The sequence below is a fragment of the bacterium genome (assembly GCA_028820935.1).
In the GTDB taxonomy this organism is placed as follows: domain Bacteria; phylum Actinomycetota; class Acidimicrobiia; order Spongiisociales; family Spongiisociaceae; genus Spongiisocius.
Genome location: JAPPHZ010000031.1, coordinates 142,286 through 167,254 on the forward strand (window position 1 = coordinate 142,286; position 24,969 = coordinate 167,254).

General features: G+C 66.3%; 19 protein-coding genes. 11 read left to right on the forward strand and 8 right to left on the reverse strand.

Annotated features, from left to right (window positions below; all coding sequences use genetic code 11):
* The first annotated feature begins 4 nt into the window (after positions 1-4).
* The 6 genes from OXM57_09040 to OXM57_09065 all read left to right on the forward strand — a co-directional run bounded on the left by OXM57_09040 (position 5) and on the right by OXM57_09065 (position 6,143).
* Positions 5-679 (forward strand): hypothetical protein, encoded by a 675-nt coding sequence (locus OXM57_09040; protein MDE0352826.1) that lies wholly within the window; start codon positions 5-7, stop codon positions 677-679.
* Positions 676-1,245, forward strand: a complete 570-nt coding sequence (locus OXM57_09045; protein MDE0352827.1) for a peptide deformylase — start codon at positions 676-678, stop codon at positions 1,243-1,245. The genes OXM57_09040 and OXM57_09045 overlap by 4 nt, the downstream gene beginning before the upstream one ends.
* Positions 1,242-2,609: a formimidoylglutamate deiminase gene (locus tag OXM57_09050; GenBank protein ID MDE0352828.1), complete on the forward strand. Its 1,368-nt coding sequence runs from the start codon at positions 1,242-1,244 to the stop codon at positions 2,607-2,609. The genes OXM57_09045 and OXM57_09050 overlap by 4 nt, the downstream gene beginning before the upstream one ends.
* Positions 2,606-3,805 (forward strand): imidazolonepropionase, encoded by a 1,200-nt coding sequence (hutI, locus tag OXM57_09055; GenBank protein MDE0352829.1) that lies wholly within the window; start codon positions 2,606-2,608, stop codon positions 3,803-3,805. The genes OXM57_09050 and hutI overlap by 4 nt, the downstream gene beginning before the upstream one ends.
* Positions 3,802-5,259, forward strand: a complete 1,458-nt coding sequence (locus OXM57_09060) for an FAD-binding oxidoreductase (GenBank protein ID MDE0352830.1) — start codon at positions 3,802-3,804, stop codon at positions 5,257-5,259. Before hutI ends, OXM57_09060 begins: the two co-directional genes overlap by 4 nt.
* Positions 5,260-5,339: 80 nt before the next feature.
* Positions 5,340-6,143 (forward strand): PhnD/SsuA/transferrin family substrate-binding protein, encoded by an 804-nt coding sequence (locus tag OXM57_09065; GenBank protein MDE0352831.1) that lies wholly within the window; start codon positions 5,340-5,342, stop codon positions 6,141-6,143.
* On the opposite strand, the gene OXM57_09070 is transcribed toward OXM57_09065, so the two are convergent.
* Positions 6,087-7,733 (reverse strand): acyltransferase family protein, encoded by a 1,647-nt coding sequence (locus OXM57_09070; GenBank protein MDE0352832.1) that lies wholly within the window; start codon positions 7,731-7,733, stop codon positions 6,087-6,089. The two genes, OXM57_09065 and OXM57_09070, sit on opposite strands and share 57 nt — an antisense overlap.
* 170 nt (positions 7,734-7,903) lie before the next feature.
* Here OXM57_09070 and OXM57_09075 point away from each other — a divergent pair, with 170 nt between their 5' ends.
* Positions 7,904-8,113, forward strand: coding sequence for a hypothetical protein (locus OXM57_09075; GenBank protein ID MDE0352833.1), 210 nt, complete (start codon positions 7,904-7,906; stop codon positions 8,111-8,113).
* 77 nt (positions 8,114-8,190) lie between these two features.
* Here OXM57_09075 and OXM57_09080 read toward each other — a convergent pair whose 3' ends face one another.
* The 5 genes from OXM57_09080 to OXM57_09100 form a co-directional block, all read right to left on the reverse strand.
* On the reverse strand, positions 8,191-8,322 hold the full coding sequence (locus OXM57_09080) for a hypothetical protein (protein MDE0352834.1): 132 nt from the start codon (positions 8,320-8,322) through the stop codon (positions 8,191-8,193).
* Entirely contained in the window at positions 8,319-10,166 is a 1,848-nt protein-coding gene (gene recD / locus OXM57_09085; GenBank protein ID MDE0352835.1) for an exodeoxyribonuclease V subunit alpha, read from the reverse strand. The genes OXM57_09080 and recD overlap by 4 nt, the downstream gene beginning before the upstream one ends.
* Positions 10,163-13,465: a UvrD-helicase domain-containing protein gene (locus OXM57_09090; GenBank protein ID MDE0352836.1), complete on the reverse strand. Its 3,303-nt coding sequence runs from the start codon at positions 13,463-13,465 to the stop codon at positions 10,163-10,165. Before OXM57_09090 ends, recD begins: the two co-directional genes overlap by 4 nt.
* Positions 13,462-16,842: an exodeoxyribonuclease V subunit gamma gene (gene recC, locus OXM57_09095; GenBank protein MDE0352837.1), complete on the reverse strand. Its 3,381-nt coding sequence runs from the start codon at positions 16,840-16,842 to the stop codon at positions 13,462-13,464. Before recC ends, OXM57_09090 begins: the two co-directional genes overlap by 4 nt.
* 155 nt (positions 16,843-16,997) lie before the next feature.
* Complete coding sequence (locus tag OXM57_09100) at positions 16,998-18,458, reverse strand: SDR family oxidoreductase (protein ID MDE0352838.1); 1,461 nt, start codon at positions 18,456-18,458, stop codon at positions 16,998-17,000.
* A 386-nt stretch (positions 18,459-18,844) separates the two neighbouring features.
* On the opposite strand from OXM57_09100, the gene OXM57_09105 reads away from it, so the two are divergent.
* The 4 genes from OXM57_09105 (at position 18,845) to OXM57_09120 (ending at position 21,418) form a co-directional block, all read left to right on the forward strand.
* Positions 18,845-19,189, forward strand: coding sequence for a hypothetical protein (locus OXM57_09105; protein MDE0352839.1), 345 nt, complete (start codon positions 18,845-18,847; stop codon positions 19,187-19,189).
* Positions 19,190-19,201: 12 nt separating this feature from the next.
* Positions 19,202-19,372 carry a hypothetical protein gene (locus OXM57_09110; protein MDE0352840.1) on the forward strand — a complete coding sequence of 57 codons (171 nt, stop codon included), beginning with the start codon at positions 19,202-19,204 and terminating at the stop codon, positions 19,370-19,372.
* 229 nt (positions 19,373-19,601) lie between these two features.
* Positions 19,602-20,618: a hypothetical protein gene (locus OXM57_09115; protein MDE0352841.1), complete on the forward strand. Its 1,017-nt coding sequence runs from the start codon at positions 19,602-19,604 to the stop codon at positions 20,616-20,618.
* On the forward strand, positions 20,588-21,418 hold the full coding sequence (locus OXM57_09120; GenBank protein MDE0352842.1) for a hypothetical protein: 831 nt from the start codon (positions 20,588-20,590) through the stop codon (positions 21,416-21,418). The genes OXM57_09115 and OXM57_09120 overlap by 31 nt, the downstream gene beginning before the upstream one ends.
* A gap of 21 nt (positions 21,419-21,439) precedes the next feature.
* Here the strand turns inward: OXM57_09120 and OXM57_09125 are convergent, their stop codons facing one another.
* Together OXM57_09125 and OXM57_09130 are read right to left on the reverse strand one after the other, a co-directional pair.
* Positions 21,440-22,534 carry a hypothetical protein gene (locus OXM57_09125; protein MDE0352843.1) on the reverse strand — a complete coding sequence of 365 codons (1,095 nt, stop codon included), beginning with the start codon at positions 22,532-22,534 and terminating at the stop codon, positions 21,440-21,442.
* 1,485 nt (positions 22,535-24,019) lie between these two features.
* The gene (locus OXM57_09130) at positions 24,020-24,877 is read right to left on the reverse strand and encodes a hypothetical protein (GenBank protein ID MDE0352844.1); all 858 of its coding nucleotides are present in this window, start codon (positions 24,875-24,877) and stop codon (positions 24,020-24,022) included.
* Between the last annotated feature and the right edge of the window lie 92 nt (positions 24,878-24,969).

A 24,969-nucleotide genomic window follows, 5' to 3' on the forward strand; every position in this document is an offset into this window, starting at 1 on the left:
TTGCGTGAAGCCTGTCCGTTACAGCCCGGACCGCCTTAGGACCGACGAGAACCCCGCCGGCCATGCATGCGCGGACCTTCTTCACTACGAGGCCGACCTGGCCGTGCTGAACCATCTCCGCCGGGACCTGCGTGTCCTGCTCCGCCGCGCCCGGGTGGGCGAACTGGCGCTCCGTCCGTACGAGGTCAGGACCTGGCAAGAGGATGAGCTGCGCCGCAGGATCGTCATGTGCGACCCGGCGACCCTGTTGGGTGGCACGGACGTGTTGATCGTGGGCTTTCTCGGGAACCGGCGGTCGACCGCGGAGGCTCAGGCTATCGACGAGTTCGACATCGACGTGATCTCCGAGTTCCGGCAGTACCCGGGGATCCTCAGCTATAGCTCCATGGAGAGGACACCAAAACAGTGGGCGAACCTGGTGGTCCACCAGGAGGTGGGGGACCGCGAGGCCTGGCGTCACAGCGCGGTTCACATAGAGGCGGCCGAGATGCTGTCTCCCGTCGTGTACCACAGCGTCCGCATCCACAACGGGCGGCTGCGCGGAGGCCCGATCGGCGACGGCAGCCTGACGGTGGAGCTCAGTAAGTACTGGGACTACGACTCGGACCCGATGTGGCACGCCGTCCGGACACTCCCCGGCGGGATCACGGCCGCGGATCCCGGGCCTGGCCGGCCATGACAGTCCGGCGGATCCTTTCCATAGGCGACCCGGCCCTGCGGGTGCGGGCCGGAGAAGTGTCCCGCCGCGACATCCCGCTCCCGGAGACCCAGGACCTCATCGACGATCTCATCGACACCATGCGGCACGCCAACGGCTCGGGGATCGCCGCTACCCAGATAGGCGAGCGCGTCCGGATCATGGTGATGGAGGTCGACGACAACCCGCGCTATCCCTACAAGCCGCCCGTACCCCTCACGGTGGCGATCAACCCCGAATACGACGCTCTCGACGACAGGACGGTGGTCATCAACGAGGGATGCCTTTCGGTCCCGCTGCGAGGTGAGCTCGAACGCCGCGTCAACCTCTGCGTCCGCTATACCGACCGCCACGGGATCGATCATGAACGGGTCCTGCGCGGCCTCACCGCCGGGACCTGGCAGCACGAGTGCGATCACCTCGACGGTGTCCTGGTGGTCGACCGGATCGACCCCACGACGCTCAGCACCTGGGAGGAGTTCGACCGGCATCACCGTGACCCTTTCGTCGAGCGCATCACCCGCTTCGTGGCCGAGGTGGGCTCGTGAGCAACCGCTACTGGTGCGAGTTGGCTTGGCTGGGCGGCCCGACGGCCACCCCCGGAGTCCTGATCGAAGTGGACGGTGACCGCATCGTCGGGGTCTCACCCGGCCACGCCTCGCCTCCCCAGGACGCCGTCGAACTGCCCGGCCTGACCCTCCCCGCACTGGCCAACGCCCACAGCCATGCCTTCCACCGGGCATTGCGGGGCCGGACCCATGGCGGTGAAGGAACGTTCTGGACGTGGCGCGACCTGATGTACGGCGTGGCCGCCAACCTCGATCCGCAGAACTACTACCGGCTCGCCCGGGCGACTTTCGCCGAGATGGCGCTGGCGGGAATAGGCGTGGTGGGCGAGTTCCACTACGTCCACCACCGGCCCGGAGGGGACCCTTATGACGACCCGAACGCCTTCGGGGCGAGCCTGGTGGCCGCGGCGCGCGACGCCGGAGTCCGCCTGACCCTGCTCGACACGCTGTACCTGCACGGGGGGTTCGCCCCCTGGTCGGGATCCGGGTACGCCCCACTGCGTCCCGAACAGGCCCGGTTCAGCGACAGGTCGGTCCACGCCTGGACACGTCGGGTCGAGAGACTGCGGGCGACTGTTCCCGGACCGGGCACCAGGGTCGGGGCGGCGGTCCACTCGGTCCGCGCCGTCGACCCGCCGTCGATCGGGATGGTGGCTCGCTGGGCCAAGGACAGGGCTCTGCCCCTTCACGTTCACGTCTCGGAGCAGCCGGCCGAGAACGAAGCCTGCCGCGAGGTCCACGGCCGAACCCCGACGACCGTGCTGTCCGGCGCAGGTGCGCTGGGTCCGGACACCACCCTTGTCCACGCCACACACCTCTCCAGTGCCGACATCGGCCTGATCGGCGCCGCCGGGGCCCACTGCTGCATCTGCCCCACCACCGAGCGCGACCTGGCAGACGGGATCGGGCCCAGCCATGACCTGGTCCGGGCAGGGGCGACCCTCTGCGCGGGATCGGACTCGCACGCGGTCATCGACATCCTCGAGGAGGCCCGGGCAGTGGAACTCGGCGCAAGGATCCTGACGAACCGGCGGGGAGTCCACGCCACCGAGACGCTCGCCGCCGTCGCCACCGTCAACGGGTACCGGTCGCTCGGCTGGAAGGACGGAGGCGCCATCAAGCCGGGCTACCTGGCGGACTTCACCAGCATCGGGCTGGACTCGGTCCGCCTCGCCGGAGTCGACACTCCCCACGTTCTCGACGCGGTGATCTTCGCCGCCTCCAGCGCTGAGGTTCACAACCTCGTCGTCGGTGGCCGGCCGGTGGTGGTCGGCGGCGCCCACGTCTCGGTCGACGTGGCGGGCGAGCTCGACTCGGCCATCGCCAAGGTGGTGGCGGCGTGACGCTGGTGATCGACAACATCGGCGAGTTGGTCACCAACGCCCCCGGGCTCGGGGCGGGACCGCTCGGGATCGTGGAGAAAGCCTCGGTGGTGATCGACGGGGACACCGTGGTCTCGGTGGGTCCTGCCGGCGCGGTGGCGGACGAGCGCCTGGATGCCGGAGGCAGGTGCGTGATACCCGGGTTCGTGGACTCCCACACCCACCTGGTCTTCCAAGGCGACCGGGCGGAGGAGTTCACGCGGCGGATGGCCGGTGAGCACTACGACGGCGGCGGGATCCGGGTGACGACCGAGGCCACCCGGGCGGCGGGTCGGGAAGCCCTGCGCGCGGGCCTGGCCCGGCGGCTCGAGGAGGTCCAACGGGCAGGCACCACCACCGTGGAGATCAAGTCCGGGTACGGGTTGTCGGTCGAATCCGAGGTTGCGACCACTTCGCTCGCCGCCGAGGTCACCCCGGAGAGCACCTTCATGGGCGCCCACGTGGTGCCTACCGAGTATCTGGGCCGGACCGATGAGTACGTCGGTCTGGTGTGCGGGCCGATGCTCGAGGCCGTCCGACCCCACGTCCGTTGGATCGACGCCTTCTGCGAGCGCGGGGCGTTCGACGCCGACCAATCGAGGGCGGTCCTCGAGGCGGGCCGCGCCGCCGGTCTCGGTCTACGCCTCCACGCCAACCAGCTGGATTACGGTCCGGGAGTCCGCCTCGGCGTGGAGATGGACTGCGCGTCGGTGGACCATTGCACCTACCTCTCCGACGACGACATCGAGGCCCTCGCCGCCAGCGACACCGTGGCCACCTTCCTCCCGGCGGCGGACTTCTCCACCCGCCAACCGTACCCCGACGCCCGGCGGGCCATCGACGCCGGAGTCACCGTGGCCATCGCATCGAATTGCAACCCCGGGTCGAGCTACACCACTTCCATCTCGTTCTGCATCGCGCTGGCGGTGCGCGACATGAACATGACCATCGACGAGGCGATCGCCGCCGCCACGACCGGTGGGGGGGCCGCTCTCCGGCGCAAGGACGTGGGCCGGCTGGCGCCGGGTGGCCCTGCCCACCTCACCATTCTCGACGCACCGAGCCGCCACCATCTCGCCTACCGGCCGGGCGTTCCGCTGATATGGCGAACCCTCGGCGCCGACTACGTCCAACCATCCACCGAACACGAAACCCGAAGTAGAAAGGCAAGCCCATGAACCTCCCGAACCCCACCGGACACAACCAGTGGTACCCGTTCGCCAACCGCCCGCTGCCTCCCGAGATCGACGGTTGCCTGACCAATCCGGCCGCGATACCGGTCTTCGACTCCATGCCCCTGCCTCGGAGTGCCCGGTTCGTGGTGGTCGGCGCCGGCGTCCACGGTCTGTCAAGCGCCTACCACCTCGCCATGTACCTCGAACGATCGGGGAAGGGCAAGGGCAGCGATGTCGTGCTGATCGACAAGCAGGGTCCCGGCGCCGGGGCCACCGGTCTGGCCTGCGGATGCGTCCGCAACCTCTACATGACCAACGAGCTCCACCCCATCCTGCGCGCCAGCGTGGAGGTGTGGGAGTCCGATCCCGTGAACTTCGGCTTCCAGCAGGTCGGCTACGTGTCGGTCGGGGAGGCGAACCAGGAGGAGGACTACATCGAACTCCACGCATCCCAGGCCGCGAGCGGGTACCCGTCGGACCTCTACTTCGGATCGGACGCCCATGCGTTCCTGACCGGGCTGTGGCCCGACTTCAAGACCGAGAACTGCGACGTGGTGCTCCACGAGCGCCGGTCCGGCTACGCCGGTACCCATATCGCCGTCTGGGGCCTGGACCAGAAGTGCCGGCAGTGGGGCGTGCAGCGCGTGTACGGAACCACGGTCACCGGATACGAGATGGACGCATCGGGATCGGTCATCGCGGTCGAGACCGACCAGGGACCGATATCGTGCGAGCAGGTCGTGGTGGGCGCCGGAGCGTGGACACCCCAGCAGTGGGAGTGGCTGGGCGGACCGTCACACCTCGACGTGCTGTATCCCGACGGCCACACCGAGAAACAGATGGACATGTGGACCTACTGGCGCCTCCTCGAGGGCGAGGTCCTTCTTCCCGAAGGCGTGGACTTCCGCACCGCCCAGCATCGGGACTCTCCGGTTCTCCACGTGGAGCTCTTGGACACGCCGATATATGGCGAGGACGGGACGATGATCAAGGACCACACCTACGTGTACACGCGCTACGCGGCCGAGCGGGTGGGCGCTCCCGGCCTCCAGGGCGGCACGATCCCCATCAAGATCGGCCCGCGAGCGGAGGTCGAGCCCTACGGCCATCTCAATGACCTCTACCAGGCGGAGTCCTGGTTCGCCGACTACTACTGCTCCGCCCTGGGGATGCTGTTCAAGCGCCTCGAGAACCTGCGGCCCTACTTCAAGGACCGCAGGAACGGTGGGATCGGTGCGTTCACACCCGACAACGTGCCGGTATTCGACCACCTCACGGACAACGCCTGGGTGATCGCCGATTCCAACCACGGTTTCAAGATGATCGGTGTGGGCAAGCTCACCGCTCAGATGCTCGTGTACGGGGAGAAGCCCGAGGAGTTGAAGCCGTTCACCCTGGACCGGTACCGCACCGGCGGCACCTTCGGCAACCGGAACTCGAACAGCCCTTGGGTATAAGCTCGGCATCCGTCCGGAAGCAGCAGGCCGACCCATGACATAGCGGCGGCTCGCGGGATACGTCAGGAGGACGGTAAACGTTGAGCACGCCAGAAGCGCCTCTGAGAGCCGCAACCTATCTGGGCGACAACACGATACCCATCATGGGCGACCTGGTCGGGTACCTGTCGGAGGTGACAGGCGTTGAGGTGGTAGTCGATGACGAGGCGGGGAAGACCACCGTTGAGGCGCTCCGCCACGCGCCCACGCTCGACCTGGTCTGGATGTGCGGTTACCCGACCGTATCGCTTATCTCGACCGGCCGGATGTCGCATGCGATCGTGGCCGCGCCCGTGTTCGCCGGCCATGGGGGGCCGTTCTACCACGCGGTGATCGTCACCCACGAGGCCGGTCCGCCGTCTTTGGGCGCCGCGCTGGAGACCAGGCTGGCCGTGAACGAACTCGAGTCCTGGTCCGGCTTTCTCGGGCTCATGGCCCATGTCGAGCGATCCTTCCCTGGTAGGTGGTTCGCCGACCAAGTCGTGACCGGTTCGCACCGGGCCTCGCTAGGAACTCTGGCCGACCGGACCTGCGACGTCGCCTCCGTTGACGTAACCGTCTGGGAGCATGCACTGGCCGAGCGACCCGAGGCGGTGGCGGAACTTCGCGTGATCGACCGCACCGTCCACTGGCCGGCGCCTCCCTTCAGCTTGGGATCACAGCTCCACCCGCGGGTACGGAAGGGACTCATAACGGCCCTGCTCTCCGTCGGACCGTCGGACGTACCGCTCCTGGACGGTGTCGTGCCGGCCAACTCCGAGGCCTACCGGGATGTCATGCCTGTCCGGTCACGTGGAATCCCGAGTTCGGTGATCCTCGAGGCGCGCGACGCGGACCGGAAGTGACAGCCGATCCCGCTGCGGGACCGTCGCCGGCTTGATGGGTGCGGATGGGCGAGCCTTCCTGCCGTTCAGCATCGTCCCGATCGGGGTGTAGCGGATGAAGAACCGGTAGGTCAGGAGGAGCAGGACCGTCACGGCCACCGAGATCATCAAGAACTTGACCTCCGCCGGAAGGTCCCAGTCCCTCACGATCGCTTGCGCGACCACCACGACCGGTAGGTGGGATAGATACAGCCAGTACGAGGAGTCGGAGAGGTAGCGGACCCCGCGACGTTCTCTCGACAGCAGCACCCGGAACAGTCCCATCAGCCCGAAGCACATACCCCAGGCGTAGGCCACTTGCAGTACGGAAGCCACCGGCCAGGAGAAGACCGCCTCATCGAAGGTGAAGACCAGTCCGGCCGGGAGCACGATCAGGAACGAGGCCGGCAGGAAGAGCCACCACGGTTTCCCGATCGTGTCGACCAGCAGCTTGCCACCGCGTCCGCTGCGCCGGTACATCAGTGCGCCGAATGCGAAGAAGGTGGCGTAGTAGGCCAATACATGGGGTAGCGGAACGAGACCATCCGAGGTGTCAGGCCCGAAGACCGGATACGCGCCGCCCCCGCCCATGGACAGCTGCGGCACGACCGTAAGGGGAATCATCGACCACATGACCCACCGCGGCCAGATCGCCTGCCCGGAGCCATTGGGATCCCGGCGGTCCACCGCCCAAGCAACTATGGCAAAACCGGCCACCAGCCAGAGCAGGAACCATAGGAACCAGAGGTGGAAGAAGCGCTGGATCGTGGACAGATCGAGCCGGACAGTTGAGCCATCTTCGCCCTCCGCCTCGACGGCGCCCGCTCCCCAACCCGGCACCTCCGACCACTCCATGCCCTCGGGCAGCGGATCCCCACCTCGGTAGGCCACCAGCAGGTCCGCCGCCGCCTCGTGGCCGAAGTGGAAGGCCACCCCGAGGGGCGTCTCGCCCTCTGAGGCGGTGGCGACAGGCGCCGGCGCGGCTCCGCGCGAGAGCAGCAGTTCCAGCATCTCCACGTCACCGGTCAGGGCGGCCGCATGGAGAAGGGTCCATCCGCCCGGCTCGCCACGGAGGTCAGGATCGAAGCCCCTCTCAAGCAACTGCTCCACGCCTGCAACGTCACCTGTGAACACCTTCCCCCAGATGTCATCGTCCGCGACCGGGGCTGCCGGCGCGGACTTGGCCGCCCAGTCACCAACGAGACTGGTCAGCGGGACGATCGTGAACATGCCGATCAGGAGCGGGAGCGCCACCCGGCGCAGCCGATGGTTCAGCAGGGCGCCGAGGCCGCGGCGCCGCCACAGCAGGGCGGTGAAAAAGCCGCTCATCAGGAAGAACACCGGCATGCGGAAGCCGTGGACGGCCCACAGGAACTCGTCGAACAGCCCGTCGAAGCCGGACGTCCGGTCCTGAACCCACCAGGCCGCCGGGAAGAACGCCAGCGATGCGTGCAGGCCGATGCCCAGCAGCATGGCGAACCCCCGCAGAGCGTCGAGATCGTGGAGCCGCCGCCGCGCACTCGCCTCCGGATCGACCCCGATCGCTACCGGCCGCCCCGGGGTATTTGCCATCGTCCCATGCTATCGGCGAGGTCCGTCGGACCGGCCGGGTCGCCGCGGATCGAACAGTCCGGTGGCGAGGCGAGGTCGCGAAAAAAGGGACACGCTACATGAAGGAGACTTGACTCACTGTCTTGTTATGCTGAGGATGCCAGTAATATGTTATTTATGAGAAAGGGCAGATGAGAATGACTGCTGTGGACACCGCACGGGTCACCGAGCCGCTCGTCGACGCCAAGGACGAGGCGCGGCAGGCAGAAGTACGGACCGACATCGCACAAGCCCTACTGACCATTCACAAAGAGACCACGGCCCTGGTGTGGAGGGCCACGGCTGTGATCATCGCCGCCTTCGGGATAACCGTCACGATCATCCTCAACGTTCCACTATGACATCGGTCATCCGACGGGGTTGAACGCGGGTTCAGCCTCGAGAGGCCAAACGGGGAATAACCGGAGCCCCCAGAGGATCACCAGCGGTCGTTCAACGCTCTCCGCTGCGCCTCAAGCAACTCGTCGTCAATCTCCGAGGGCTCGTCCGAGTACACGGCGTCAAGGCGGGCCGTCACGTCGTCGGAATCCTCCTGAGTCGGCACTTTCATCCCCATAGCCTTGACCTTAGGCCCGAGGCGCGCTGGACCGAGCGTTCGATGCTCAGGCGGATGGCGGATTCGGGACCGACGACTGTCACTCTCTTGGACGCCCGGGTCACGGCGGTGTAGAGCAGCTCGCGAGTCAGCAACCGCGAAGACTCCATCGGGAGCGAGACCACCACCTCATCGAACTGGGAGCCCTGGCTCTTGTGGATGGTCAGGGCATGGACGGTCGTGTGCTCCCCCAGGTAGCCGGGCGGGAAGGAGCGGACGCCTCCCCGGTCGAACATGACGCGCTTGCCCTCGCCGGCCTGGACCACCACGCCGATGTCCCCGTTGTAAAGGCCCAGGTTGTAGTCGTTCTTGGTGATCATCAGCGGCCGCCCCGGGTACCACTCTCCTCGGTACCGGAGGCCAGGGAACCTCTCGTCGAGTGCGCCCTCGATGTCGCGCCTCCACTGCTCGACGCTGCCCGGACCTTCGCGATTGGCGCACAGCACCGCCATCCCGCCCAGGCGGGCCAGCGCCTCCTCCTCGCCGCCCGGCAGGGATGCCGCCTCCACCAGCCGGGCCCGGTGCTCGGTCACCCGGTCTCGGAGCCTCCGGAAGCCGGCCTCGGTCCGGTCCCTCACCCAGTCAAGGCCGTCGACTCCCCGGTTGAGCAACTCCATCGCCCGGTCCGGATCAGCGTCCCGGACCGCGTAGGCGAAGTCGGCGATCGGGCCTTGCTCCTCGAAGCGGTGCACCCGCTCCAGAACCACCACGCAGCCGGCGATCTCGGGTCCGCCCGGAACGGGACTCCGCTGGGCCGGATCGGGGGACCGGGCGGCGGGACCCACTATGTCGGCGAGGACCGTTCCGGCCTCGATCGACTCCAACTGGTACGGATCCCCGACCAGCACGAGTGTGGCGTCCGCCCGCACCGCGGCCATGAGCTTGGCGGCCAGCGGCAGCGAGACCATCGACATCTCGTCGACGACCACGATGTCGTGGGGAAGCCGGTTGCGCTCGTGGTGGGCGAACCGGGCTCGGCCCCACGCCCACCCGAGGAGCCGGTGGATGGTGCCCGTCTGGAGCGTCTCCAGCCTCTCCCGGACGATCGGGTGCTCCGCGTCGGCCGCGAGCTCGTCGATGACCTCCCCCAGCCGGGCGGCCGCCTTCCCGGTGGGAGCACACAGCGCCACCCGCGGGAAGTCCGTGGAGGTCCGGGCCAGAGCGGCCAGCATCCTGGCCACCGTGTACGTCTTGCCGGTGCCGGGACCGCCGGCGACCACGGTCAGCCTCCCGGTTAGAGCGTTGACGGCGGCGGCATGCTGAAGGTTCGGCTTGTCGTCGGAGACGGGCGGGAGCAACCCGTCCAGGACCGTCCGGGACTCCGGAGAGAGGGTGGTCCGGGGCACGGCCGTGCGGGTTCCGATCAGGTCGACTACCCGCTCCTCGTGCCGGAAGTAGCGCTCGAGGTAGAGGCGATCGCCGTCCAGCACGAGAGGCTCCTCTCCGCTGCCGTCGCCGACCATCGCGCTCCGCGACACCGCCGCGACCCAGTCCTCCGGATCCGGCCAGGGAAGTGCCTCCACCACCTCCGGAGGCCGGCCCTCGATCACCATCGCCTCCCGCTGCGTATCGAGCCGGATGCATACGTGCCCGAAGCGGGTACCCCGAACGGCCAGTGCGGCCGCCAGCATCACCGCCTGGTCGGACTCGTCCCACAAGCGGCTGATCACCATTGCTGCGTGGACTTCCAGCGGCGAGAGCGCACCCCCTTCGTTGAAGGCTGCCAGCAATCCGGACGTGCCGGCCACAGCCTGAGGTCCGGCGATGGCCGCTTCGAGCCGTCCGATGGCGACCATCATCTACGCCCTGCGAAGAGGTGGCTCAAGGCCACCACAGCGTGCGGCGGCGGCAGCCAGCGCGCCACCCCGCACCGCTCCCCGTCCACGACCGGAGTGTCGGGACCGATCATGCCCCTGACGAACAGGTACGTGGAACCGCCGAGGTGGACGGACGGCCGGTAGCCGGGTAGGCGCCACTCGAGGTACCGGTGGAGCGCGATTTGGTACAGCAACGCCTGGAGCACGTAGTTGCCGTGGTGCATGGAGGCAACCAGCGGGCCGGGCCCGTAGTCGGTCGCGGCGGGTAGCTCGCCGGCGGCCGGGAGCGTGTTGGACTTGAAGTCCATAACCACGTAGCGGTTGCCCGAGCCGCCGGGAAGGGCGGTGACGAGGTCGATTCCCCCGGTCAGGAAACCGCGGAACCGATGGGGTTCCAACTCGTGCAGCCGCGAGAAGTAGCCGCGGTGGGGATCGTCGACGTCGAGACGTTCCAGCATGACCGCTGCTATGTCGCGGAGGGTGATGGTCGATGCCGTAGTACGGAGCGGTAGCTCGAAGTCCACCTCCTTGAGGGTCCGCCCCGGGTCGAGATCGCGCAAGGACGGGGCGTCCTCTCCGGGTCCGAGGGGTGTTCGGATCGCCGCCGTCATCCCTCCGACGAAGGCATCCGTGTCGAAGTCCCAGGAAGCGTGGCGGGTGAGATGGGCCAGCTCGGCGCCGATCGCCGCGGAGGTGTCGGGGGCATTGAAGGGCACGTTCTGGAAGATCCGGTGCACCAGCGACCCGAACCGTGCCCCCCGAGGGAGATCCTCCATCAGCAGCCCGCCTCCCGCTCCGCCCGGCTCGCCCGCCTCTGCCGGTTCATCCACCCGGTCGGGTTCGTCCATGGTGTCCGCCTCCCCGCCCAGGGGACGATCCGGCGATAAGGACGTGAAAGAGACCCGCCGCCAGAAGTAGTCGAGGGAACGATCGAGGCGGGCCCGCTCGAGCCGGTCGGAAGTCCGGTGCTCCCCCGAGTACGGCACCGTCGGCTGGGGCCTGCCCAGGACGGTATGGCCGATGGTCCCCCCGGAGGCCTCGACAAGCCGCTCGATCTCACGATCAGGGTCACCCCCGCGGCTCAGGATCCGGTGGAGCTTGGTCCGGTCCGAGTACATGGTGTTCTCGATCCACCACACCACGAGGCGGTGCTTGGCCCTGGTGAGCGCCACGTACAGCAACCGGCCCTCCTCGGCCGCCTCCTCGGACATCGCGATCTCCTGGTGCGACTTGAAGCCGGGTGAGGTGGAACCGCCGACGACGATGACACGTCTACGGGGTTCCCCCTCCGGAGCAGGCTCGGGATCGTGGAAGATCGGGATCCTGACCGGGGGTCGGGGGATGTCCCATAGGTATGGCGCCATCACCACGGGGTATTCCAGACCCTTGGCGGCATGCACCGTCAGAACCTGCACCGCCGCCGCATCGGTGTCCAGGCGGCGCTGGCGGGACTCGGCATCCTCCACGTTCGCCTCGGCGTTGCGGGCCGCCTCGTCCATGGCGGCTTCGATCCACACCACCAGCGACCCGATCCGGCCCCTCCGCCAGGCGGAATGCATCTCCTCGGCGATGTGGTTGAGGTCGGTCAGTTCCCTCTCGCCCTCGAGTCGGGAGAGCACCCGGGCCGTGAGGCCCGTGGTCCGGTCGATGTCGGCGAACATCGCCGGCACCCCGCGGTCGTGGAGCAGGCCCTGCCAGCGCAGGACGTGTTGCTGCAGGTCGAGGATCGTGTCCCCTTCCAGACCCGCTACCTCGGGAAGGTCCATACCGACGAGCGGGGTGGTGGCCGCCAGGCGCAGGTAGTCCGCCCGGCTGGGCCGTTCGATCGCAAGGAGGAACCGGCGCCAGTGCTCGGCCGCCTGGGTGGCGAACACGCTCCCGGTCCGGGCCACCACCGACGGGACGCTCGCGGCCGCGAGGGCCTCCCGGATCATCCCGACCTGCATACCGGTGCGGCACAGCACCGCTATGTCGCCCGGGGCCACCCGTCGTTCCTCACCGTCGTTCCCCTCCAGATAGACCTCGTTTTCGAGGAGCCGGACCACCTCAGCTGCCACATCCGAGGCAACCGCCTCCCGAGTCTCCCTCACGTAGAAGAACGGTCTGAATTGCTGGCGCGGCAGCGGGAAATCGTCCGAGAAACGGCGGATCTCCAAGGCTCCACCGACGCCCCGGATCCGGGCAGTCCGGTTCCGTTCGGATGCCCGCACCCGCCGGTAGCCGATGCGGTCGTCGCCGAAGGTGGCTCCTGCCAGAAGCGCGTCGAGCGCGTCGATCAGCGGGCCGTCGCTGCGCCAGTTGGTGGCCAGGGTGCGGTGGCCGGCGGGGTCCTCGACGGCCGAGAGGTACGACTCGATGTCGGCGCCCCGGAAGGCGTAGATCGACTGCTTCGGATCCCCGATCACGACCAGGCGGGACTGGTCGAACACCGCCCTGAGGATCTGCCACTGGATGGGGTCCGTATCCTGGGCCTCGTCGACCAGGGCGATGGAGAAGCGCCTTCTCAACAGATCGCGGGCACCGGCGCCGACCCGCTCCTGGTTCAGCGCGTCGCGGGCCTCCACGAGGGTGTCATCGAAGGTGACCATGCCTTCCGCCCAGAGCCGCCGAGACAGCACCGTCCTCATCTCCCGGGCCATCTCCGCCCGGACTCTCGCCAGTCCGTCGGCGGAGGCCGGCGCAGGCGTGATCCGGGCATCCGGGACAGTGACGACGACCTTGCCGATCTGGGCCAGGTGCTCCTGGGTGACCTGCTCGAATCTGTCATCCGGCCGGGGAACGGCGAAACGGCCCACCACCAGATCACTGGCGGCCCGGCGCAACAGCAGTTCGTCTATCTCACGGGGCTCCATGTCACCGGAGAGCCGTGACCGGAACCCGAGCTTCTCCAGTAACCGGAGCGCGAAACCGTGGATGGTGAAGATCTGGGCGCGGTCGAAGTGGGTGAGAGCCTCCCCTAGCCGTTCCGAGTACTCACCCTGCCGGTCGGGGTCGGCGTCGAGCAGGACGCTGACGTGGTCGTCGACCGGCCCGACATGTGAACCGCGGAGAGCACTGAGGGTGGTGATGATCCGGCGCCTGATCCGGTCTTTGAGCTCGGCGGTGGCTGCCCTGGTGAAGGTGACCACGAGGATGCGCTCGAGCGGAAGCCCTTCCTCGGCCACCAGGCGGGTGACCACGGCCGCGATGGTGAACGTCTTGCCGGTACCGGCGCTCGCCTCGATGACCGTGCGGCCGTCGGCGATCGGCGCGTAGGGGTCGTAAGGACCGATTTCGGTCATACCGGCTTCTCCACCAGCAGCGGGAGGATCGGCCCCCACAGCCTCCGGGCGTAGTCCGGGAAGGAACTCCCCTCCAGGGCGGACATCGTCCCCAGGTACGGAAACAGGAACTCGTTGGCCGGATCCTTGGCCTCCGGCGAGAAACGGTCCGTCTCCCACGCCTTCTCGGCCTGTTTGCGGGCGCTCCCGAGGTTCCCGCCCACCTTCATCTGCCAGACGAAGGCCGTTTCGCAGGGCAACGGGATGGGGATGGTGAGGCCTTCGACGTACAGGTCGACGAGGCTCGACAGCAAACGCTCCGCCTGGTGCCGACGGCGCTCTACGTCACCGTGGATCGGTCCGATCCTCACGCTCCGGAGCTTGTCGCCCCGCAGGTGGCGACCGAGCAGCAACCCTTGCCAGGAGCGGTGCGGGTCCAGCGCGGACAGGAAGACCATCTGGAGGAAGGCTCTCAGGCGTTGCTTACCCTTGAGCCTCGACGGGGTGACCATGTCGACTCGGGAGGCGCCCGGATCGGCCGTTACCACGCCCTCGACCGTGCGGCCGCCCACCCGCACCGCTCCGGCGAACTGCTCATGCCGCTCCGGGTCGTATCCCACCTCCTTGGCTGCCTCCCACAGTTCGACCGCCCGCCGGCGGGCCCGGTCGAGGCCTGCCCGCCCGAGGTCGCCGGGCGGCACGGTGTCGCCGGCCCGCTGATGGGCTTCGAGTAACTCGATCGGGTGACCCGACAGCAGTCCGGCGAGGAAGCGGTCGGTGACCTGCCACTCCTCCAGGGGGCCGAGCTCGGTGGGCACGGTGTCATCGGGGATCTCTCCCTGGCGCGGGATCACGAAGCCGAGCCGGGCGCGGATGAACTCGCGGGCGGGATGCTCGAGAAAGCGGCCCAAGTCCGCGAGCCGGATCTCCGAGAGGACGTCGTCCTGGGGGGCCGGCAACAGGAGACAGGGCGCCTCCCCACGGGTGCGATGCTGGACGGCCAGCGACCCCTGGAACTGCATGGGGTCGAACCCCCACGGTCCCGGCACACGGAGCCCCCCGGAGACGAAGTTGATCTCGCTGAACGGCTGGAGAGGATGGTGGGTCCGGAGGCTCTCGAGGCCGGGCTCGCCCACCATGTCGGACAAGACGTCTGCCAACTCGGCGATGGGGACCGCCGACGGGTACTCGGCGTTGGTCAGCGGGTCGCGCCCCGAGTACGTAACGATCAGGTGGTCGCCGGCCGCCATGACCGCATCCAGGAGGAGCTGGCGGTCCTCCGCGCCCCGGTCGGAGTCACCGATGACCTCGTTGTCGACCAGCAGGTCGTCGCCGTCGGCCCGGCTGCTCCTGGGGAAGCGCTGGTCGTCCATACCGAGCAGGCACACCACCCGGTAGGGCACCGAACGCATCGGAACCAGCGTGCAGACCGTGATGTCCCCGGTCCTGAAGTGCAGGGGGCTCGGCACATCCTGCGACCAGTAGTCCACCACCAACCGGGCTTCGGCAGGATCGAGCAGTGGATCGTTACCGCCGGCCTCCACCCCCGGGAAGCTCTCCTCGAGCAGGCGCTCCAACTGGCCCCACTGCCACTGGTCGTCCCACGCGGGTGCTGCCAGGAGGCGCACGGCCGCGGCGATGGCCGGGCCCCACTCGGAGTAAGGCCGAGGCTCGCCGAGAAGCTCCCGGACCGTGACGATCCGGTCCATGATCTGGGCCAGTAGCCCGATCGGCAATGCCTCCTGCCCTTCGGCCCCGTCGAGAGGGGCGATCGTGCCGACCACGCGGACGCTGCTGTCCGCGTAGAAGACGCCGGAAAGAGCCCGGTCGAGCCCGCGCCGCCAGGTGTGGTCCCCCACCCCGCCGGCGTTCCACCCGGCGCGGTGGTCGGCATCGAGGCCCCACCGCACGTTGGTGTCCTCGATCACCGTGGTGATCGCGTCGGCCGTCTCCTCGTCGAACCCGAACAACCGCCGCACGACCGGCATCGCCACCAGCTCGCGTACCGTGCCCGCTTCGAGGCGGGAGCAGGCCAGGTCGAGGACCGTCGCGGCGAACCGGACCAGCGGGTTGGTAGCGGCGGGCGCCCGGTCGGCGATCCGGAGACGCAGGTCGGGCAGGGCATCCTCGCCGGTCCGTTCCCGAAGGAAATCGGCGCCGGAGTCCGGTCCGCCGACTGCGCTGAGGAAAGCGGCTTCGAGGAGAGGAGCGAAGGTGGCGAGGTCGGGCGTCATGATCACGACATCTCGGGGTTCCAGCGTGGCGTCGCCCGCGAGTACATGGAGAATGGCATCGCGAAGAACCTCCACCTGCCGGCGGGCCCCATAACAGACGTGTATCTGGACCGACGGGTCTCGGTTGGCGGTGGCGTCGACCGGAGCGGGAAGGGCGTTGGAGCGGATGTCGTGCTGGAGCCGCCCGAGCAGCGTGGCGGCCGCGGTTCCCTGTGCGCCGGCGGTTGGATCGCCCGTATAGCTCCGGCTCGCCAGAACCAACTGGAGTTCACGGCTCTCCTGCGCCCAGGAGCGCAGCAGCGGATGCCTGGGCAGGTGCGCCGTGGGGTCGGACGCCCTTCCCGTTTCGGCACCGACCACGTCCCGTTCCGCAAGGACCGCCGTGTCCTGCCACAGGACGGGGGACGGATGCAACAGGTGCAGGTGTACATCGCGAGTAGCGGCCAGCGCCTCGAACACCTCGACATCCATCGGGTCCGCCGATGTGAGCCCGTACACGAAGATCCGCTCCGGCAGATCCACATCGAGCGCACCGCTCCGGATCGGCTCCAGGGCTGAGGGGATCAGTTCCGCCAGGCCGGGCGTCCCTATCCGTGCCCGGACCAGCCGCCACAGGCGCGCCTGCCAGACGTCCGCCTCGGGAAGGGTCCCTCCATCAGGTCCGGCATCCTCCCCCTCCGTCCAGGCCCGGACCATCTCGGGACGACGCCGGGCGTAGCGGGTGAACAGTCCGGCGACCTTACGGGCCGCCCGGAGGCGCTGGCTGTTGCCGAGCGTGTCGACCGCACTCGGGGCGTCGATGAAGCGGGCCAGGAGCCACATCCACGGCTCATCGAGGTGATCGTCCACCACCGATACCACGGTACGGGTCAGAGCGGGTCCCTCCCAGGCATCCAGCGCCGAGGCCAGTTCGGGAACCGCTCGTAACACCTCCCGGACGAGGCGATACGGGGACGGGAACCCTACGTTGGCGCACACCCCGTCGCCTGACGTCCGGTCGGCCAATTCTGCGGCGATCCGCTGGGTGAGCCAGCGCTCGATACCGCGCGTCGGTACGGCCACCACCTCCTGCGCGAAGGGATCCGCCGGGGGTGACGCCAGCATCTCGCACAACCCGCCCACCAACTCGTCGGGATGCGACCCGACGTGGATCAGCAACGCCACGGTGAGTTGCCAGATCGGTTCAGAGCGTGCGTCCGGTGCAGGTCCTCCACAGAGGCGAACTTATCACCCGCCACCGACACATCGCATTCATCGACAATCTCAGCGAGGAGATCGTGATCCGGATCCCGGCGGGCTCCATCTTGGCCGCAGTCCGGCTAGCTGCTGTGGGGCACCACCCGTACCTTTGCGGGCATCCGGTCCAGCGAGCGCTTGACTATGGCATCGGCCAGGCCGGCGAATATGCGCTTGTGGATGGGCCACAACGCGTACCAGTAGAGAAGGCCCAGAACACCCGCCGGATGGAAGTAGGCGGCGGTGACCGTGCGGGATCCGTCTGCTTCGGGTAGCACCTCGAACTCGAGGACCGCGGTTCCGGGGAGGCGCATCTCCGCCAGGAGGGTCAGGCGGCGACCCGGCTCGATGGCCACCACCCGCCAGAAGTCGACCGCATCGCCCACCCGCAGCCTGGTCGGATGGCGGCGGCCCCGGCGCCTACCGACTCCCCCGACCATGCGATCCAGGATGCCCCGCAGGTTCCACAGCGGGTCGGCGTAATACCAGCCGTTCGTTCCCCCGATCGACGACACGACCTCCCAGACCGTCTCCGGTGCCGCTTCGCATAAACGCTCCACCCGCTCGCCGCGGCTGTAGAACGACACATCCGAGCGATAGTCGCGCATCGCGAACGATCCCTCCGTCCAGCGCGCCGGCATCTCGGCATCCTGCTCGGCCTCGAGGGCCGCGCTGATGGCCTCTTCATAGGTGTGTAGAGGGAGAGGGATCGAGGTGGCCAGGTCGGCGACGGGATCGATGACCAGGTCGTGTCTGAGACCGTCTATCAGCGGCCTAGCGACGCTCGCCGGTACGGCGGTGACCAGGTTCAGCCAGTAGGAGGAGAGGCGAGGGGTGAGGACGGGCACCGGCACGATCAGGAGCCGCTTGCCGATCACCCGGGCGAATCCGGTGAGCAGATCCCGGTAGCGCAATGCCTCGGGGCCTCCGACATCGTGGATCCGGCTTTCTGACCCTTCCGCCTCCAGAAGCCGCAGGAGGTACTCGATCAGGTCATCCAGGGCGATCGGCTGGGTCATGGAGTCGACCCACCTGGGCGTCACCATCACGGGCAGGTGGTAGACGAGGTCGCGGATGACCTCGAAGGCTGCCGAGCCCGGCCCCACCACTATCCCGGCGCGGATCTCGGTAACCGGCACGGAGCCCGATCGCAGCACCTCACCCGTCTCCCGTCGGGAGTCGAGATGTGCCGAGGCCACCTCCCGAGGCTGCAACCCGCCCAAGTAGATGATGCCGCCCACCCCGGCGGTCGCGGCAGCATCCCGAACATGGGTCGCCGCCCGGCGGTCCAGTTCCGGAAAGTCCTTCCCCGAAGCCATCGAGTGGATCAGGTAGTAGACAAGCTCGATCCCCTCGAACGCCTCAACCAGCGACCCGGGATCGAGAGCGTCGGCACGAACCGTCTCGACACCCTCCCACCCGCGGCCGGCCAGAGCCTCCGGCCGGCGTCCGGCAGCGCGGACCTGATGCCCCCGCTCCACCAGCCGCGGGATCAGATGGCTCCCCACATACCCGGAGGCGCCTAAGACCAGCACCCGTGCCACCGGATCCTCCTTACTCCGTCGGGCTATGCATCGCGCAGGGAGGGCGCTCACGGCAAAGTCTATGGCTGCGCCGGCCCTAGCCAGACACCGGCCTAAAAGGCCGCTGGGCCTCGCGCGCAGACAAGGGACCGGACGTTACGATTCGGGTAGTGCAAGGACTCGTCGCCCCCGGAGCCCGGTAGTGACGCTCTCGATCATCACATGGAACGTCGAGTGGGCGACACCCCGCTCGCGACGCGCCCCGCATCTACTGAGCCGCATCGATCGCCACGAGCCTGATGTGATCTGCCTGACCGAGACCCACCACGACCTGCTGTTCTCAACGCGGTCACAGCATCTCCTCCCAGCCCGACTACGGCTATCCGATCAAGAAGGGTCGCCGCAAGGTGATGCTCTGGTCTAGGCAGCGGTGGCGGAAAGTCGATGATCTCGAGATCAATACCCTCCCGCCCGGACGGTTCGTGTCCGGAGTCACGCAGACGCCGCTCGGCAACGTCACCGTCGTAGGGATCTGCATTCCTTGGTTCGGGGCACGGACCGAGGCCTGGCGCGGCGACAAACGCAAGAAACGCTGGGAGGACCATGAACGGTTTCTGGCCGGTCTCCCCCAGGTGCTCGAACGGCTCCCGCGCGAGCGGCTCATCGTGATCGGTGACTTCAACCAGGCGATCGGACCGACCAGCCGCGCACCGGTCAAACTTCGGAGCGCCCTGCAGTCAGCCTTTCCGTAGGACATGCGGATCGTGACGTCGGACATCGCCTCCGAGGGACGCGCCAGTATCGACCACATCGCACTGAGCGCGGATCTGGCCGCCACGTCCATGTCCCCGCTGAGCAACCTCCGCGCAGGGAAGAAGTTGTCGGACCACTTCGGCGTGGCGGCGCGCGTGTCCGCCCACGGGCAGGCTACGTAGGGTTCGATTCGGCCGGGTTAGTTGGAAAGCCCCCATCTGGTGGCGACGCAGGGCTGTGGGCGCCGCGTTGCGGACCGCCTTGACACACGGTGGTGCGGAATATACGCTGTTTCACACGATGCGAAACAGCTTTATTTCAGAAACAAGGCTGATCAACACAGCCGCCAAAGAGATCGGCGAACGCCTCCCCCCGCGGTGGCGCCTCCTTGAGCGGGAACGAGAGGCTGCCGTGCGTCTCCCACAGGACTCCACTCGCATAGTCGACGCCATCTGGGAGATCCGTGATCCTGCTGGAATCTCATCCGATGTCATCGTCGAGGTCAAGACGAATCCGGTGGAACCCAGATTCGTCGACAGCGTCGTGTCAAAGCTGAAGGTGCTCTCTAACTCCGGGAGTGAACGGGTCGCCGACCCCCCCGCCTGCATGCTGATCTCGACTTACCTGAGTCCCTTGGCCCGGGAACGACTGACCGAAGCTGGGGTAAGTTATGCCGACTCCACGGGGAACATCAGGTTCAGCGTCGACCGCCCCGCTGTGTTCATCGAGACCCAGGGGGCGGACAAGAACCCCTTCAGGGAAAAGCGCCCGCTCCGTTCGCTCAGGGGTCGTCGAGCCGCCCGAGTGGCCAGGGGCCTGCTGGACTACCGGACTCCCTTCGGAACCCGGCAACTGGCGGCCGAGATCGCGAGTTCTCCGGCGATGGTGTCAAGGGTGTCCAACCTGCTGGAACCGGACGAGATCGTCACCAAGGAAAGCCCACGGGGACGAATCGTCTCGGTGGACTGGGAGGCCCTGGCCCGCAGATGGGCTGTGGACTACGACTTCGCGTCCTCCAACACTCTGACGACTTGGCTAGAGCCGAGGGGGACGGAGGCGCTGTTTGCCCGGCTGCGCGAAGCGGCGTTCCGTTACACCGTCACCGGCTCCTTCGCCGGGTATCGCCTGGCGCCCGTCGCCCAGCCGCGCCTGGCGACGCTCTACGTAGAGGATCCCGAGACCGCGGCGGAGATACTGGGACTGCGTCCCGCGGAGACAGGGGCCAACGTGCTCCTCGTGGTCCCGTTCGACCCCGTGGTGTTCGAGCGAGCCGAGCATGACAACGGCATCGCATACACCCGCGTCACGCAGACCCTGCTGGATCTCATGACGGGGCCGGGACGGGGACCGGCGGAGGCGGACGCCCTCCTGGAGTGGATGCGGGAGAATGAGGACGTATGGAAACTCCCTATGACCCGGACTACATAGGGGCGCGGGAAACGCTGCTCGACGCTGTGGAGGCGCTGGGGGCCCACAGCGATGCGGTGATCCTGGTGGGTGCCCAAGCGACATACGTGCACACCGAGGACGAGGGCGCCAGCTTCGCCCTCTCCCCATTCACCTATGACGCGGACATTGCGCTCGATCCCGGGCTGCTGGGCGCCACCCCCACGATCCTTGAGGCAATGAGCCGCGCCGGCTTCCGGCTGGGGAAACAACCCGGGCTGTACAAGAGGGACGACCGCTCACAGGTTGACCTGCTGGTGCCTAGGGCAGTTGGCGGGCCTGGCCGCCGAGCAGCCCGGCTTGGGGTCCATGGCAATAGGGCGGCGATGAAGGTCCACGGGCTCGAAGGTGCGCTTGTCAGCCATGCGCGCAGGAAGATCATCTCTCTCACGCCGGATGCTGACCGCTCATGCATCCTGAAGGTGGCCGGTCCGGCCGCACTGCTGGTTGCGAAGGTGCACAAGATATGGGAGCGTCTCGAGGGTCCCGACGCGCGCCGTCGGGCCGGGCTCGCCAAGGACGCATTCGACATCTACCGGCTTCTGCGGGCCATCGACACCGCGGAGATGGCTTCGGAATTCGACCTTCTGGCATCGCACGAGGTGTCGAGCCACGTGTCATCGGATGCGTTGTCGATGTTCCAGACCCTCTTCGGCACCGAGACCGGGACGGGTACCGGACTCGTGGTAAGGGCGGTCCAAGGCCTCGAAGACCCCGCCTTCATCACCGAATCGAGCGTCGTTCTCAGCCAGGACCTGATCAAGGCGACCACACGGCCGTAGCCCCGATTCCGATCAAACCCCCTAACGAAGGGTGCCCGCCGTCTTGGCGTGCTGGTCGAGTTTGCGGAAGAAGTCCCGGTACACGGCGTCCCTGTCGACATCCGTGGCCTCGCTCATCAGCGGCCGGCCGGGAAGACGCCGCCACTCAAGATCCTCGTCCAGGGTGGGGGTCGGCACGAATGCGGTCGGTACCCAGGTGGGATCGATCAGCCAGGCGAAGTTGATGAAGTCCCAGCACACCCAGGACTGGCCCGGGAAGGGATCGACGAGCCGCTGCGCCCGGAGGCGGTTGTGCGTGTACAGGTAATGGAGATAGCTGCCGATCTCGCCACGGCCGTCGACCCACCGCTCCGACTCCGGTAGCGACATGACGAGCTGCTCGCCGATGTAGTACCCCGGCAGGTACAGGAGCGGCACGCCCGAGTCGAAGAGCAGGCGTGAGGCGTGCTGGTCCTGCACCAGGTTCATCGAGGGTGAGTTGCTGAACCTGACGAACGTCGGAAATCCGGACGTCCAGGACACCACCATCCGGGTGATGATCTCCGGTTCCATCAGAAGCGCCGCGGCGATGTTGGTGACCGCCCCGATCGCCACGACATGGAGCAGCCGGTCGTCGTCCGCCATGGCGGCTTCGATGATCCGCCGGGCGCCCTCGCTGTCCACGATGTCGTCGGGTGACTCCATGAACCGGTCAGCGCCGCGGAACGCCACCCCATCCGATGACATGCCGAGCCACCCCATGATGGTGCCGATCTCGGCGTACGACAACTCCATACCCTCGGCCGTCGTCTCGAACTCGACATCCTCTGGCTCGATTCCGGCAGCCCTCAGCCTATGCAACCAGGCCGCGATGTCATCGACCTCGCCGGCGGTCGAGTCGTCCACGTCCGCCCGCGCAGCCGCCAGGAGGGGCTCCCTGAAGTAGGCACGCGAGAACGGCGCGGCCACGATCGCTTCGATGTTCAACCGCTCCGGCGACAGCAGCCCCCAGGTTATGGCGAACTGGTCATCGACCTCGTTCGCCGCATCGGTATCGATCAAGACCCGAACCCTGCCCAGCTGCGGCGCCAGCATCTCCATGCGCCGCTCGTCGCTTATATACGGAAACTGTGTCATGCGTACTCCGACCTTATCCGATCGCGCCGGCCGCCATGACCCTCAGCGGATGCGGTCGATGGCGATGAGCCCTCCGGCGTCGACGACGATGGTCATTCCCCGTACAGGCTGAGCCGGGCAGCCTCCATCGCTTCCTCGAGCGCAGGCTCGCGTGCATGCTTGGCTTCCATACCGGTCACCCATCCTGGCACCCGATTCAAGACCCGCGTTTGAGCCGCCCCTCCGTATGACCGTGAACAGCCCTCCGTCGCTCCGACATGACCAGGGCTTGGGGCCGGTTCGCCAGCGAACGACATCACGGCCGGTCACATCGGCCCGGGGTTCAGTCCTCTTCGAAAGTCGCCTCGTTGACCAGCAACGTGTCTGCACTGTTCAGAATCTGGAGGCAGCCTCCTCCTGTCCCTAACCGCTACTGGAACCTCATCAGGCAATCTCGCGACGAGGACGACCGATCTGCCTCGACCAACTCTCCCACTTTTCACGCTCTGCCCGGCGCCTTCCGCAGCTTATGGTGGGATGGGATCGACATATTCGCTTGCTGATAGAATGGTCGGCATGGATGACTTGGTTGACCTCTTTGGCCGGGCAGCCGACGAGATGCTATCTAGTGTGCAACAGTCACGGGCTGCCCTAACACACAATCTATCGATAGGAGAAGCGAACGAATCTGTAGTACGCGAATTCTTACGCCAGCGGCTACCAGCATCCATCGGGGTGGGTCGAGGGCAAATAGTCGACAAGAACGGACAACGAACTCGACAACTTGATGTCGTGCTATATGACGCGTTCAGGACCCCCGCTCTATGGACTGACAAGGAAAAGGACCAGCGCCTGTTCCCATCGGAAAGCGTAATCGCAGTAGTTGAAGTGAAGACACGGCTTAGTGCATCGGATGCGGAATCTATCGTTAGCAATATGAGGTCAGTAAAGACTCTGGACAAGTCTAGTTACTACGGTCGGAATGCCACATCAGTGCTTCAAATCTATAAGAAACTGTATGGCCACGAATACGAACTAGCACCTACTCTATATTTTGTCTTCGCATTTGAGAGCGGTGAATTGAGGCCTATACGAGACTCCCTTACACAAGCTACGGCCAGCTACCCACTGGCATCTCGAATTGACTGTCTAGTGAGTCTGAATACTGGGATTATGTGCTGGTATGACTCAGCGCGCGATACCATAAATGCAATCCCTGATGGTGCTGACTGGAGGTTCATTAGCTACAATACTGATCATGCTCTTTTGATGTTCTATATACTCGTATCTAGATACTTATTTCAACTGCAAGGCGGTGAGGTTAATCTCAAAAAATATCTACCACAGATGAGATTCTAGTCCGGGGTGGCCTGTCGATTAAGCTAGATAAAACCGAAGGGAATACTCATACTGTACGGCCTGATCTATATGTTTCGGCATGTCTCCTAAACTTAGCTAACCTCGCGCGCATAACGCGCGCATAAGCCGTAGACTAGGTATCGCTACCTACCTAGCAGTTACCAATCCCTCTCGAAACCAGTGCACGAGGGTAATGGCCAGATGGAGAGCCGTCTCCGCCTCCTCTAGACTGACATGTAACCGCGCGTTCTGATCATCAGTCCCATGTCGATCTATCTGTGCCTTCCAAAGTAGCCTTAACATATAGACAAGGCCCTCAACCGGATCCTTGTCCCTTGTGCCAGGCTCTAAGGACACAGCAAACTTCGTAGGCCTGCTCTTGACGTCAGCAATTATAGTTCCCAGAGTAGTCAGCTTGTTATTAGGACTGACTACGGTTTTAGCTGCAGCTTCAACTGCCCGTACCGCTTCTCTATATGCAGAACTAGGATCGGGACTCCGGCCGTATACTCTAATCCACGCTTCTTTCAAGTGCTTGCTGGCATTGTCCCGACTTTCCATTACGCGGTTTGCTCTCTTCATGACCTCCCCTTGGACACGTCTCTCCAATCGGAAGTGGTGGTCCTCGAGTACAGGTGTCCATATCGAACCTGCTTCTTCAAGAATTCGCCGCAACTCTACCGCGTTAGTTCTTTTGGCAAGATTGCTAAGTACCAAGTCTACAACATCCAGCAGAAAGTCTGAATTGCCTTGCATCAGCCTGAGAATCCACTGACCCAGGTGTTCCTCGTCACCCGTTGGAAGCTTCAGCCTCAAGGAGCGCTCTATAAATCGAATCTGCTCAATAGACCAGAAGGAGTAACCGTCCCAAGGAGTGCCTCCAGTCAAGGCAGGCCTCACCCAATCAATCAAGGAACCCCGGAGCCAGACGGGTACTCCTTCAAATGGCCCTTCAAAATCTCCCGAAGGGTTCTCTCTCTGACTCAATGGAATCCACTCGGCCACTCGATACCTGCCCGGCTAACCGTAATGCTGACGTGCGTCGGTCGGACGGACCGACCTCCAGCGCTGAGGTGCCAGCAAAACCGATGCGCTAG

Excerpts from the sequence above, each read along its gene's own strand:
- OXM57_09045 (MDE0352827.1), top strand. The coding sequence starts at position 676 with ATGACAGTCCGGCGGATCCTTTCCATAGGCGACCCGGCCCTGCGGGTG.
- OXM57_09060 (MDE0352830.1), top strand. The coding sequence starts at position 3,802 with ATGAACCTCCCGAACCCCACCGGACACAACCAGTGGTACCCGTTCGCC.
- OXM57_09070 (MDE0352832.1), bottom strand. The coding sequence starts at position 7,733 with ATGGCAAATACCCCGGGGCGGCCGGTAGCGATCGGGGTCGATCCGGAG.
- OXM57_09075 (MDE0352833.1), top strand. The coding sequence starts at position 7,904 with ATGAGAATGACTGCTGTGGACACCGCACGGGTCACCGAGCCGCTCGTC.
- OXM57_09080 (MDE0352834.1), bottom strand. The coding sequence starts at position 8,322 with ATGAAAGTGCCGACTCAGGAGGATTCCGACGACGTGACGGCCCGCCTT.
- recD (MDE0352835.1), bottom strand. The coding sequence starts at position 10,166 with ATGATGGTCGCCATCGGACGGCTCGAAGCGGCCATCGCCGGACCTCAG.
- OXM57_09090 (MDE0352836.1), bottom strand. The coding sequence starts at position 13,465 with ATGACCGAAATCGGTCCTTACGACCCCTACGCGCCGATCGCCGACGGC.
- OXM57_09120 (MDE0352842.1), top strand. The coding sequence starts at position 20,588 with ATGGAAACTCCCTATGACCCGGACTACATAGGGGCGCGGGAAACGCTG.
- OXM57_09125 (MDE0352843.1), bottom strand. The coding sequence starts at position 22,534 with ATGACACAGTTTCCGTATATAAGCGACGAGCGGCGCATGGAGATGCTG.